Raw genomic sequence first — 12,253 nt, forward strand, 5'->3', positions numbered from 1 at the left:
AAAGATGGAAATGTTACTAATAAGAATAGATAAAGCTGCAAATGAGGTAATCAGCAAAAATTTAACTATGGATGTAACAGAACAACAGATGAGAGAATTAATCTATGAAGAAGAAGTTTTTGCGAGGTCTATATCAAGGGCTTGTCCTACAAGTTTTATAATGTGTTGTTAGGATTAAAATATTTTGTTGCTGTATAAAAAATAGCTAACCCTATGTGGTAGGATAGTTGGCGTGTAATTAATAAGAAGAATAAGACAAAATGACATGATGGTAAAACATAATAAAGGTTATAGATGTTGTAAAAATTGTATTCAAGTATAAAAATCGATTTTAAGGAGGTGGTAAATTATGATTTATATGAATCCACAGAGGTATAAGAATGGCGATTGAGTCTGGGCTTGATCAACTTCAATAAGGTAATAATGTTTGCTCAGAAAATGTTTACTTTTATGTTATATTTATTATAAGGAGGATTTAATATGTTTAAGAAAAGATTAATACCTTTAATATTAGTAGCTATTATAATTCTTTCAACAACAAGTATTTTTGCTGCGGAATTACCAGAGACAATAGTTAGGGATGGCAGAGTATTTACAATGGATAAAACAGCAGGTGGCGGTAAAGATACGGCAACAGCAGACTTCAATATGGACACGATTATGATGAGATCTTCTTACAGGGTTACTGGTAGTGATGTTAGGTTATATGTTGATTACTCACATGGACATGGTGGAGATCATTTTGCGGCTGGTTGGGTAGAAGCTACAGCACCTCGTTTCACTGCACGTGCGGAAGTTTGGGCTAATAATAGACTTGTAGTGACAGGTACAAATAATTGGAACAGAGGTAATAGAGCTGAAGCGGCTTCTTATTTGGCTGTAGGTATTATTTCAAATGCAGTCCCTCGTATTTTCTATAATTGGTAATAATGGTACTTTATAAACATATCCGAATAATCTGCTTAATTGCATTATTTATTGTGTTGACAGGATGTAGTGCAAAAGATGATATTAGTGTATCAGATTTACAAGAAACTCAGACTGAAACGACTGTACCAGAAGAATCTCCAAATCAGGTACCGAAGCCACTTACATTTGATAGCCTTGATAGTTATGTTGATTATATTGCTGACGTTCAGTCATTTCAGCCTTACTATAGAACTGTGTTTGCTTTTGAAGGGCTTTCAGGTAACGTAACAGACGTGCCGATTGAAGATGTAAAAACCATGTATAATGAAATGAAAGATGTTTTTGATTATATTCTTCTGAGTGAACGGCCTTTAATTTACAGGGGATATTACTGTGGTGAAACAAGTTTTGTATACGGATATGAATCAGAACAATTTTTTCAAGGTTATGAATCAGAGCAAACCGACGATGTTGACATGGGAAATTCAAAAGTAATTAATGCTCCTTCACAAGATTTGGAAGGTAATAAAATTTTGACAACGCCATTAAAGTCGATTTGGTTAGGTGAAAGTGCTTTCAATCGTTTCGATAACAGCATAGAGAAGGGAAGGAACCTTCAGAACTCTGATTTTAAACTTGAATCACCGAACGAACCGATTAGTGTTGTGTTGGGAAGTGCATATAAGGATATTTATGAAATAGGTGATATATTTTCTTTGGAATTGATTTCTGAGGTAATGGATTTTCAAGTTGTTGGGTTTTATAAGTCAGGGACAAGCTTTTCAATGGATGTTGGTGCTCTACATGATGTGGACTTGGATCACACTATTGTTATGCCGCATTTTATACCTGAATATGAACCGATTGGCGAGGCAGCCGCTTTTCAACATGCTTTTCTTATTGCTGAACTGATGTCGGGATATATCCATATTTCAGAACAGGTCGAAAAAATAAATGATGACACTTATAACAATTATGCATACATTATGGAAGAAATGGCGAAGGAAAATGGTCTTTCCCGTCTGTATAAAATTCCATATTGGCCAGTAGGATTTGTTTGGAAGACAGCTAAATAGAATACCAGTATAAAAATTAAAATCCTAAAACAGGGCTGTGTTAAGATAACCTATAAAAGAAAACTCGCTAGCTAAGGATAACTTACCTAGCGAGTTTATTTGTAAAAATTTTATCCTGATTAAGATGGAGGTATCTGACCTTCCTGCATTAGCTCAAGATTAATCTCATCCGCGATATTGCAAAGGTCTGGAAATAGGGCGAATCTTGTTATTCCATAACGTGTTAATTGTTTCTTGATTAAGTCGATGCTTTCAGCAGCAATGCAAATCTTTAATAAATATTTATTAGCATCAGTGAACAGGTTCAGAGCCGTAACATCTGCAACACGTGGGAATACAGTGAAAGTTCCCCTTTGGGCTACTATCCTTGGGCTGTTCATAGGCCCGATTACTGCAGCTGGTTTTGTAGTGCCGAGTATTTGCGCATTAGGACCAAAGTAGAGATCTACAACCGGTTCATCCACATTAGGAATATACCCTGGATTTACGAAACTGTGGAATGAAAAGGCCTGATTCAATATTACGGGATTGAGTACCCATACTGCAGCATCATTTCCTACATCGGTAGGGGCTTGTGTAACGGCAAAAAACAAACCTACAAATGCATCGCGGGACCAGTCCATCAGCCTGGTGGGTACACCATAGTGCTGCATTTGGAATAGCCAGTGCCAGTAAGCTGCAGGCCCGTTGGGAATAGGAAATGACGGAAGGTACTGAACATCGGGTATTGCAAGAGATTTAAATTTCGATAAAAATAATATCTCATCATTGGGACTTAAGGGTGATCTTGCGATTCTCGGGATCAGATTAAATCCTGCCTGTGGTTGGCCACGGTACCACAATTGACAGTTTTTATTGCTTGGGCAAATATTTCCGAATGCTTCATCTATTATTCTCAAATAATCCTGTACGGATTTTGCGCGGCCTATACATTGAACAACAGGGGCATCCCCATTAGTTTTATTGGAACATTTGTTAAATTCTACTTCTATAGAGTTTGGTACATTACTCATTTTCATTCCCCCTCTAGATTAGGATATGTATTACATATGAATGTTGCCACTGATTTGTCCAAGCTTTGTGAGACTATTTGAGTTATTAATCTATTTAGATTACGCTTTTGATTTATTACTAGAAGATAGGAGTATTAGTATTCTCTCATATAATATAGAAACAGTTCTGGTGAAGATAATCAAGACATTGGATACAAGAGTATCTCTTACTGAATAAGTATTTTGTATTCAGAAAAGTATCTACCACCAAGGAGGGACCAGAATCTTATGGTATCATTATTGTACTCTCAATGCATACAGAAGTTGTAGTCCTGTTGCATCGATAAGGAGATAAATATGAGCAATTCTAGAGAGGAAAAATGGGAAAAGATATTGAAAAATAGTATCCAATTTAAATACTGCGGTGAGATTATTAAATCTAAAACAGTATATGATTTTGTAACATGTTTTTGTGGCAGGTGTAGTGTGGATGGAGGCAAAGAATATTTATGTCAGTTAGCAGAAGAAGATAGTTACATAGAACTATTAATACTTGAAATAAGTAGAAGATAAAATTTTAGGAGTATAAGAGCTATATGGCTTAGTTATGTTAATATGGTGCAGTTTTACAGAACCAATCCCTCAAAATATTACAATGTATATAAAAACATATGAAGAAGAACAACTAGAGGAAAGTTTTACCATTAAGAATTACAGATTAGATAATTATAATAATTCATTTTTATATCAAGGTTATTATTATTTAACTAATATCTCACATAAAATTATAATATCTTGGGAAAGGATTTTTAACTGTTTAGGAATAATATATGGAATAGAATTCAATCAAAAAAAGAGCAAAATAATATTTCATACATCCATAAAAAGTTGAAAAAAATAGATACATTTAGAATAGTATATCATTTGCTATTGTTCATTTAGTGTATCATAGGTAGGATATAAAATTATATTGACAAAAGGAGTTAATCTGATATCATATTATGTAAGTAAGTACTTACATAAGGAGGTAAAATATGAAAAGTAATACTGGCAAACGAATGAGTAGAGAAGAAAGAAGAGAACAAATTCTTGAGTCGGCATTAAATATATTTATAGAAAAAGGATACAATGGCTCTACTACAATGGATATAGCTAAGGAAGCAGGAATATCAGAAGTAACATTATTTAGATACTTTGATTCAAAAAAACAAATATTTTTAGATGCAATAGAGCCTATATTAGTTACTAGTTTAAAAGAATCAATAGTAGCGTCCAAGGATTTAGAGCCTATAGAAAAATTAGAATATATTTTGAAAGACAGAATTAAGTTTATTTCTAAACACCATGAAGTAATAAAATTAATATTAATGGAAAGTCAAATTAATCCTGAAATAGCTGACTTTAATTTTATCAATCAAATAACAAGTTTATTAAAAGACTCAATAAAAGAAACAGATATGGAAATAAAGGATGAAAGTTTCCTCATAAGGTTATTAATGGGAAGCATTTTATCATTTTTGTATTTACCTAAAATAGATGATGGAGACATTGATAACTATGTAAAGAATCTTATAGATAAAATAATTAAACAATAAAGACTTTAAAGAAAGAGGGATTGATTAGCTTGAATAAATTATTTTCAAAATTAGGTAGTAGAATTGAAAAAACACCTTTTAAAATATTATTTATAACTATAATAATATTTGCCATTGCGATAGCTGGTGCTATAAAAGTAAATATGGCGACTGGTAGTGAAACTTTAGTTAAGACTGACAATAATGCATATATATCTAATTATGCCATGGAGCAAGAGTTTGGTGGTGATGCCATTATGGTATTGCTTGAAGGAGATCAAAAAGACTTATTGAAGTTGGATAATATGGAAAAGATGTGGAATGTGGAACAAAGGCTTAAGTATAATGAAGGAATATTTACCTTTATGAGTCCAGCTAGTATTGTACATCAAATAACTGATAGACAAGGAACTGAAATAAAGAAGCAGATACCAGATATAAGCAATGGACTAGGAGAATTAGGAGATAAGCTTACGGAGATTGGTACAGAATTAGGTAGTAAGGAATTACCAGATCCAGAAGCAGTAGAAAAGAAACTAGATAATTTAATGGTATCAATGGATCCTAGTAAATTTATAGAAGATATGAGTGGAGAGCAGGAGGCAGAGTTAAAGAATAAATTGCTTACCATGGGTAATGGTTTAGGTGAAATGGGAAAAAGGCTAACTGATATAGGAAATGAATTAGGAAGTAAGGATATACCAAATCCAAAAGCAATGGAAGAAAAACTAGGTGAACTATCAAATATATCTAGTGTATTCGATGAGTTGGCTGGAGGCCAAGATAATCTAGCAAAAGGAGTAACAGAATTAGGTGGAGGCTTAGGACTTTCATCTGAAGGACTAAGGGAAATATCTGTACAATTAGTACAGATGGCGGAGCAGAAGAAAGATAATCCACAAATGTATCAAAAATTAACCATGTTTGCAGAAAATATAGGGAAAAGTTCTGAAGGCCTATCTAAGATGTCTGAAAACACAGTTAAGCTTTCTCAGGGGAATGAAAACACCTCTCAGGCACTTAATAATATAGGTAAAAAGCTAAAAGAAGAAGTAGAAGAAATGAAAAATAGTTTATCAGGTGATGGAATATCTTCAGAAGAATTAAAGAAGATGTCAAGTGGTTTCGTTATAATGGGAGAAAACTTAAGTGATTTAAGTAATGGATTATTTGATATGGCAACAGAGGGAAGTATACTTCCAGAGAGTTCAGAAATACTATCTGATTTTAAAGCAAATATAGAAAACGAAGTTGTAGGTATGAAAGATAATTTATCTGGTGGGATATCTCCAGATGAATTAAAGTTGATGTCAGATGGATTTATCACTATGGGTGAAAATCTAAGTAAATTAAGCAATGGCCTAAATACATTCCATAAAAAATCCGGAATGATGTTACCTTATTTTCCTCATAATCAAAAAGAATTAGACAGTATATTATATGATGATTATGGTAAATTAAGGGATGTGTTTTCAGATACTGTAATAGATGATAATCATATGATGTTAATGATTAAATTAAAAGGAAATTTAGAGGATAGTACGATTGATTCCATTTTTGAAGATGTATCCTATGCCATAGAGAAAGAAAATTTTGATGTCAATTATATAGTGTCAGGAAAACCAGTACTAGATTCTTCGTTAAGAACAGAAATGAAATCGAATATGATAATAATGGTTGCCTCTGCAGTGGTTTTAATGTTTATAATATTAAATTTAGTATTTAAAGTTAGATGGAGAGCCCTAAGTCTTGGGATAATATTTGTATCAGTAATTGCTACATTGGGATTAATGGGTCATTTAAATGTTTCCATGACCATGGTTTCAATGGCTGTATTTCCAATATTAATTGGTCTAGGTATAGATTATTCAATACAATTCCAAAATAGATATGAGGAAGAACAATCGGTAAAAATTACTCTTACACAAATTGGTAAAGCTGTTGGATTAGCAGTATTGGCTACAGTATTAGGATTTGTTTCATTATTTGCTTCACCAGTACCAATGATACAAGATTTTGGAAAGATGTTAACCATAGGTGTTGGAGTAAGTTTTGTAGGTAGTATATTTTTATTAATGCCAATACTTGATGCTAGAGATACAGTTGCATCAAAGGCAAGGGATTTTAGGATTAAAGATTATGATAAGCCAACAGTATTAGATAAAATTTTAGGAGCTACAGGAAAAGTAGTTACAAAATTAGCCCCAATTATATTAGTGATATCTATAGGATTAGCTACCTTTGGGATAATAGCTGATACAAAGGTTGGTATAGAGACTGATATAGAAACCTTTATGCCTCAGGATATGGATGCACTTCACGACATTCACTATATTAGAGATATAGTAGGTTCAACAAATCAAATGATTATATTTATGGAAGATGAAAATCTATTATCGGAAGAAAATCTACAATGGATGAGAGATACAGTAGATGAAATAAAGGGGGAGTTTTCAAGTAATATAGTTGACATTAAATTTATAGATAATTTAGTAGGAAATTTTTCAGATATAGAAGATTTAAACTTTACGGAGTATATGGATATTGTAAAGAAAGATATACCAGCAGCTCAAAGAAAGATGTTTATTAACGATGAAATGGATAAGGCCGTTATTCTTATGAATGTGGAGCATATGGCAACTGAAGAATTACAAGATTTTGTAGAGAATATGAACAGTATGTTAAAAGATGCCCCCATGAAGACTTCTATTACGGGAAAATCTGTTTTAGATGTAGAGATGGTTAAGGGATTGACTGATGGTAGGCTTAAAATGACTATTATAGGATTAGGTTTAGTATTTGTAGTATTACTATTATTATATAGATCTTTCTTTAAAGCATTAGTAGCTGTACTTCCAGTTGTTTTAATAGTAGGAATGTCAGGTGGAATTATGAATTTATTAGGATTAAAATATACTCCTATAACTGCTACATTAGGGGCATTGGTCTTGGGAATGGGAACTGAAATGACAATAATGCTACTTGAAAGATATTTAGAAGAAAGAAATTTAGGTAAGGAAAAAGACGAAGCTATGTCAATTACCATAAAAAATATAGGTAAGGCAACAGTAGCATCAGGATTAACAACTGTAGGTGGATTTAGTGTCTTAAGGACTTCAAAGTTTGTTATATTAAAGGACTTTGGCCTAATGACAGTAATCAATATATCCTTAGCGCTAATAGCTACCTTTGTAATATTACCAGCGTTAATTTGGATATTAGATAGATTTATTGTGAAGGAAAAGGTAAAGAAAGAAGTATATAAGGAGTTACCACAGGAATAATTGTATTAGTAGAGGGGGATTATTTTGGAAAAGAGAAAAATAGTTCAAGGAGTTACTTTAATATTATTTATATTACTAATAATTCTTGGTAAAGTCCAACTTTGGATGGCCATATTCGGTGGTAGCTTATTATTATCAACCTATTTTGGACGATTCTATTGTGGATATATATGTCCCATAAACACTGGAATGGAATTAATAGATAATAAGGCAAATAAAAATAAAAGAAAAAGAAAACCAGTACCAAAAGCATTTAAAAATCCTATTATTAGATATGGAATTCTGGCTCTATTTTTAGGAACCATGGTTATAGTTTTTAAAACAGGTAAGAAATTACCTGTATTGCCAATATTATTTGGCTTAGGGATAATAGTTACTATTTTTTATAGACCAGAATTTTGGCATAGATACCTTTGTCCCTATGGCACATTACTATCCATATTTTCCAGGTTTAATAAAAAAACATATGCAGTATATAATGAAAATTGTATAAAATGCGGTAAATGTGTGAGAGTATGTCCATCTGATGCATTTATTTGGGAAGATAAGAAGGAATATCCAGTTATAATAAAAAATGAATGTTTACAATGCGGGAAATGTGTAGAGGTATGTCCTACTGATTCAATAAAATAGTACAGGGACAAAAGCATACTGTGAATTTTATAAAAAAATAGATGGTACTAAAACATAATTAAAGAGTTTCATGTATTATTATATTATAATCAAATAAGGAATGTATATTTAGAAAAAACTCAAAAAATCTATTACTAGATTTTTTGAGTTTTATACTTTTATGATCGATAGGCTTCGCCTCTTTTTTATTTCATCATGTATCTTAATAAAAAAGACATTAATTTAAGGGATATATCGCCAAGATACACCATAGTCATATTTCTTCTTACTGCTAATGAAAGACTTTGGAACTCCCAGAACATACAGTAAGTCTAATGGATTTGATTTTAATAAGACTAATCTTAGAGAAATTTGTATTTGTCAATCCAAAACAGATTCATTCATAAAAGTGGTAGAAATTATTTAACAATCTAAAAGAGCCATAGAAGGTAGTTTGTGATATCTCAAGGCGCTTGTTATGGTTAATGTGTGGTGAAGCATCATCATTTGGATAGCCTAGTAATAGTAATGCAACTGGTATGATATTTGCGGGAACATTGAATGTTTCTCGTATAGTTTGAGGATCAAAATGGCCTACCCAAGTAGACCCTATCCCCAAATTTATAGCCTCTAGCATCATGTGTGTTGCAACAATGCTTGCATCAATATCACCACTGTCTTTATTATCAAATTTTCTTTTCCAGCTTACACATTCATCATAGCATACTAGTAAGGCTAGGGTGTGCTGAAAACGAAAAGGTATGCAGAGCTCCAGTTTGGCTAAATCTTCTTCGCTGTTTAAGACAAGGATTCGTTGTGGTTGATAATTAACTGCAGTAGGAGCAACTCGACCCGCCTCTAATATCATCTTTAATTTTTCCAATTATAATTTGATAATTCAGGGAGGTTATACTATGGATTTTTTAGAATTAGCGAAAAAACGCTATTCTGTTAGGAAATTTAGCAACATCAAAGTGAAAGATGAAATGTAAGGGAGATTGAATATGATTATAGTCAAATATACAAGTATGAATATTTTTGTTATATACTATACTTTTTGTTAGTATGGAGGTATTAATATGGATTTTGAAAGTAAGTATGGAAAATGCCCGATGTATTATACGATTTCAAAAGTGGAAGGCAAATGGAAGTGGGCTATTCTGTATACGATTTCTCAATTTAAAGTTATACGCTACAACAGACTGCGGGAGAAACTTCAGCCCATAGCTCATAGAACACTGAGCAGACAGCTCAAGGAATTAAAAGCGGATAGATTGGTTCATCGGGAACAATATAATGAAGTTCCACCCAGAGTAGAGTATTCTCTCACAGAAGAAGGAAAAATACTTATCCCCATTCTTGAGCTTATGTCTGAATGGGGTAAACAGCGTTTAGATAGCCAAATGAAAGAGTAAAATAGTTCTTGTTTTGTAAGAAATTAAATAGAGAAATCTAAAGAGGCGAAGTCTTCAGTGATATGCTCCCCTTGTATTAGACAGTTAAAATAATAAAACTGTTTACTACAAGGAGGAGTATTTTTATGGGAACAAAAAGTAGTTATGGAGCATAAAACTCCAAACTACTTTTTAAATCTTACTTTTCAATTACTTTCCCATTCATTTCCTTAACTGCTAATAGGTAAATTGCATATATACCTGCTATACCAACTATAGCACAAACTACTCTATCAAGCGCAGACATTTCTACAGTTGGAGAACCAAATATAGAACCTACAAAATCAAATCCAAAAAAACCTATTATCCCCAATCTTATAGCAGCGGCAGTAACTAACCACCATGTTAATCTTCTCATTTCAGTTTCACTTCCTATAAAAATATATAATGCTAAATAGGATTATGTGATAGATTATTTGTTTTATACATAAATAATAAATTTTATATAAGTATTAATTACTCGAGTGTACCTCTTTAAAAAAGATGTATCTATATATCTATCTTAATTATATCTTTTCTACCTTGCATTCAGTTTGTAAACATTAGGATACGATTGCATATAAATCATATCACACTATAATTTTTAATAAATTGTATATTTTTTAAATATATCCATAGTTTAACCTAAGTTGTTCCCCAATTTTTTTACTTTACTTATCAAAAAATAGAATAAAAAAATAAGGTAGTAAATAATATACAGGAAGTAAAAAAATAAAAAAGGAGGCCTTTCTATGGGTATTTTAACAGGTAAAAATAATGTAATGCAAGCATGTATAGATGCTTGTAATAAATGTGTGCAAGCATGCCTTGAATGCTTTAATGCATGCTTAAATGAACCTGATGTTGGCGTAAGAAAGAACTGCATAAGCATTTTAGTTGAATGTGCAATGATGTGCCAAATGTCTGTAGCAATGATGTCAATGAGTGCACAATTTTCTAAAGAGCATTGTCAATTATGTGCACAAATATGTGATAAGTGTGCACAAGAATGTGCAATGTTTAAAGATGACCACTGTCAAAAATGTGCAGAAATCTGTCGTATGTGTGCCGAAGAATGTAGAAAGATGGCTAACATGTAATTTATCTAACATTCAATCAGTCAAAAGTAAAAGAAGTCAGTGGTTATACAGAAAAGTTCTATTATACCCACTGACTTCATATTTTAATTAAATTATTGCAATGAATGGAATATTTTAATATTATAAGTAACTGTATAGTTTTTACCTGATTTTTTTGCAGTTAATAGGGCATTGTCACTTGATTCCACAATATTTGAAATATTATCACCATCTTCTGGATAGTTTGCTACACCTAGAGAAACTGTGATTGAAGCTAACGGAGAATTATCAATTTTGCTAATATTAATTCTAATTTTTTCTGCAATTTCAAAGACTTTGTTTTTATTACAATTTTTTAATAAAACGACAATTTCTTCTCTACCATATCTACATGCATTATCGTCACATCAGATACTATTTTTAATTGTCTGACTTACTTTCTGTAAAACTATATCTCCTGCCTTACGGCCAAATTCGTTATTAAATCTTCTAAAGTTGTCAATATCTATGAAAATTAATGAATAAGTATTATCCTTTTGTATCTTCATTACATCATTGTCCAATGCTCTTCTATTAAGTAAGCTGGTTAGTTTATCAATAATTATATGATTGATGTCATAGTGATTTTTATTTTTTCCACTGTCTACTTGACAGGGGCATTTTCAATCGTAGTCCTGACTGGCTTTTTACATTTTATGTGTGGGCTAAAAAGATACCATCTTCATAATGTCTCCATAATTATATTGTATAATAAATATAGAACAAAGCAAAAAACATATAAACTATTTGGAGGTAGTGCAAATGAAAAAAAGAGTAATGACTTTAGGAGCTGCAGCTGTACTTATGGTAGGATTATTTAGTGGTTTTGCTTATGCTCATGGTAATCAACCTGTGGAGACAAATACGAGCAAAATCAACAAAGTAGAAGTTGTATCAGAAGAAAAGGAATATAAAGATATGACTGAGGTCATGAAAGAAAATAGTTTTGAAGATACAGCTAAGTTTATGGAGGGGCAGGATTACGAAACTATGGATAACTTTATGAACAACTTGACTGACGAAGATTACGACAAGATAATAGATGCAATGAAAAATAATGGTTATGAAGGTATGGGCAGAATGATGGAGTCCATCGGAAAAGAGCAAATGATAGAAATACATAATTCCATGGGCGGAGCAAGAGGATGCCATTAAGAAAGTATATTAATTATATATAAGCCAGCAGATTGTTTTGCTGGCTTTTTTAAATAGATTTTGCATTTTCCATAATGGATAAAAAACTAGACCCATATAA

13 protein-coding genes and 1 pseudogene are annotated in these 12,253 nt (G+C 32.0%); 10 read left to right on the forward strand and 4 right to left on the reverse strand.

Annotated elements, in window-relative coordinates:
• The first annotated feature begins 4 nt into the window (after positions 1 to 4).
• The 3 genes from RBU61_RS05600 to RBU61_RS05610 all read left to right on the forward strand — a co-directional run bounded on the left by RBU61_RS05600 (position 5) and on the right by RBU61_RS05610 (position 1,985).
• Positions 5 to 172, forward strand: coding sequence for a hypothetical protein (locus RBU61_RS05600; RefSeq protein WP_308878632.1), 168 nt, complete (start codon positions 5 to 7; stop codon positions 170 to 172).
• A gap of 308 nt (positions 173 to 480) precedes the next feature.
• Positions 481 to 927: a hypothetical protein gene (locus tag RBU61_RS05605; RefSeq protein ID WP_308878633.1), complete on the forward strand. Its 447-nt coding sequence runs from the start codon at positions 481 to 483 to the stop codon at positions 925 to 927.
• A gap of 2 nt (positions 928 to 929) precedes the next feature.
• Positions 930 to 1,985: a hypothetical protein gene (locus RBU61_RS05610; protein ID WP_308878634.1), complete on the forward strand. Its 1,056-nt coding sequence runs from the start codon at positions 930 to 932 to the stop codon at positions 1,983 to 1,985.
• 119 nt (positions 1,986 to 2,104) lie between these two features.
• On the opposite strand, the gene RBU61_RS05615 is transcribed toward RBU61_RS05610, so the two are convergent.
• Positions 2,105 to 2,998, reverse strand: a complete 894-nt coding sequence (locus RBU61_RS05615; protein ID WP_308878636.1) for an FRG domain-containing protein — start codon at positions 2,996 to 2,998, stop codon at positions 2,105 to 2,107.
• A 336-nt stretch (positions 2,999 to 3,334) separates the two neighbouring features.
• Here RBU61_RS05615 and RBU61_RS05620 point away from each other — a divergent pair, with 336 nt between their 5' ends.
• The 4 genes from RBU61_RS05620 to RBU61_RS05635 all read left to right on the forward strand — a co-directional run bounded on the left by RBU61_RS05620 (position 3,335) and on the right by RBU61_RS05635 (position 8,468).
• Entirely contained in the window at positions 3,335 to 3,550 is a 216-nt protein-coding gene (locus tag RBU61_RS05620; protein ID WP_308878637.1) for a hypothetical protein, read from the forward strand.
• Positions 3,551 to 4,011: 461 nt separating this feature from the next.
• Positions 4,012 to 4,572: a TetR/AcrR family transcriptional regulator gene (locus RBU61_RS05625; RefSeq protein WP_308878638.1), complete on the forward strand. Its 561-nt coding sequence runs from the start codon at positions 4,012 to 4,014 to the stop codon at positions 4,570 to 4,572.
• A 29-nt stretch (positions 4,573 to 4,601) separates the two neighbouring features.
• Positions 4,602 to 7,835 carry a hydrophobe/amphiphile efflux-3 (HAE3) family transporter gene (locus RBU61_RS05630; protein ID WP_308878639.1) on the forward strand — a complete coding sequence of 1,078 codons (3,234 nt, stop codon included), beginning with the start codon at positions 4,602 to 4,604 and terminating at the stop codon, positions 7,833 to 7,835.
• Between the two features lie 24 nt (positions 7,836 to 7,859).
• The gene (locus RBU61_RS05635) at positions 7,860 to 8,468 is read left to right on the forward strand and encodes a 4Fe-4S binding protein (RefSeq protein WP_308878640.1); all 609 of its coding nucleotides are present in this window, start codon (positions 7,860 to 7,862) and stop codon (positions 8,466 to 8,468) included.
• 376 nt (positions 8,469 to 8,844) lie between these two features.
• Here RBU61_RS05635 and RBU61_RS05640 read toward each other — a convergent pair whose 3' ends face one another.
• The gene (locus RBU61_RS05640; protein WP_308878641.1) at positions 8,845 to 9,315 is read right to left on the reverse strand and encodes a nitroreductase family protein; all 471 of its coding nucleotides are present in this window, start codon (positions 9,313 to 9,315) and stop codon (positions 8,845 to 8,847) included.
• Between the two features lie 211 nt (positions 9,316 to 9,526).
• Here RBU61_RS05640 and RBU61_RS05645 point away from each other — a divergent pair, with 211 nt between their 5' ends.
• Positions 9,527 to 9,862, forward strand: a complete 336-nt coding sequence (locus tag RBU61_RS05645; RefSeq protein ID WP_308878642.1) for a helix-turn-helix domain-containing protein — start codon at positions 9,527 to 9,529, stop codon at positions 9,860 to 9,862.
• Between the two features lie 178 nt (positions 9,863 to 10,040).
• On the opposite strand, the gene RBU61_RS05650 is transcribed toward RBU61_RS05645, so the two are convergent.
• Positions 10,041 to 10,259: a DUF378 domain-containing protein gene (locus RBU61_RS05650; protein ID WP_308878643.1), complete on the reverse strand. Its 219-nt coding sequence runs from the start codon at positions 10,257 to 10,259 to the stop codon at positions 10,041 to 10,043.
• Positions 10,260 to 10,632: 373 nt separating this feature from the next.
• Here RBU61_RS05650 and RBU61_RS05655 point away from each other — a divergent pair, with 373 nt between their 5' ends.
• Positions 10,633 to 10,980, forward strand: coding sequence for a four-helix bundle copper-binding protein (locus RBU61_RS05655; protein WP_308878644.1), 348 nt, complete (start codon positions 10,633 to 10,635; stop codon positions 10,978 to 10,980).
• A gap of 92 nt (positions 10,981 to 11,072) precedes the next feature.
• Here RBU61_RS05655 and RBU61_RS05660 read toward each other — a convergent pair.
• Positions 11,073 to 11,573, reverse strand: a pseudogene (locus RBU61_RS05660) (GGDEF domain-containing protein).
• A 187-nt stretch (positions 11,574 to 11,760) separates the two neighbouring features.
• On the opposite strand from RBU61_RS05660, the gene RBU61_RS05665 reads away from it, so the two are divergent.
• On the forward strand, positions 11,761 to 12,153 hold the full coding sequence (locus tag RBU61_RS05665; RefSeq protein ID WP_308878645.1) for a hypothetical protein: 393 nt from the start codon (positions 11,761 to 11,763) through the stop codon (positions 12,151 to 12,153).
• Positions 12,154 to 12,253 lie beyond the last annotated feature (100 nt).

This window comes from Tissierella sp. MB52-C2, from assembly GCF_030931715.1.
Lineage (GTDB): Bacteria > Bacillota > Clostridia > Tissierellales > Tissierellaceae > Tissierella.

Coding starts and splice junctions, on each gene's coding strand:
- RBU61_RS05600 (WP_308878632.1), top strand. CDS start 5: ATGGAAATGTTACTAATAAGAATAGATAAAGCTGCAAATGAGGTAATC.
- RBU61_RS05605 (WP_308878633.1), top strand. CDS start 481: ATGTTTAAGAAAAGATTAATACCTTTAATATTAGTAGCTATTATAATT.
- RBU61_RS05610 (WP_308878634.1), top strand. CDS start 930: ATGGTACTTTATAAACATATCCGAATAATCTGCTTAATTGCATTATTT.
- RBU61_RS05615 (WP_308878636.1), bottom strand. CDS start 2,998: ATGAGTAATGTACCAAACTCTATAGAAGTAGAATTTAACAAATGTTCC.
- RBU61_RS05620 (WP_308878637.1), top strand. CDS start 3,335: ATGAGCAATTCTAGAGAGGAAAAATGGGAAAAGATATTGAAAAATAGT.
- RBU61_RS05625 (WP_308878638.1), top strand. CDS start 4,012: ATGAAAAGTAATACTGGCAAACGAATGAGTAGAGAAGAAAGAAGAGAA.
- RBU61_RS05640 (WP_308878641.1), bottom strand. CDS start 9,315: ATGATATTAGAGGCGGGTCGAGTTGCTCCTACTGCAGTTAATTATCAA.
- RBU61_RS05645 (WP_308878642.1), top strand. CDS start 9,527: ATGGATTTTGAAAGTAAGTATGGAAAATGCCCGATGTATTATACGATT.
- RBU61_RS05650 (WP_308878643.1), bottom strand. CDS start 10,259: ATGAGAAGATTAACATGGTGGTTAGTTACTGCCGCTGCTATAAGATTG.
- RBU61_RS05655 (WP_308878644.1), top strand. CDS start 10,633: ATGGGTATTTTAACAGGTAAAAATAATGTAATGCAAGCATGTATAGAT.
- RBU61_RS05665 (WP_308878645.1), top strand. CDS start 11,761: ATGAAAAAAAGAGTAATGACTTTAGGAGCTGCAGCTGTACTTATGGTA.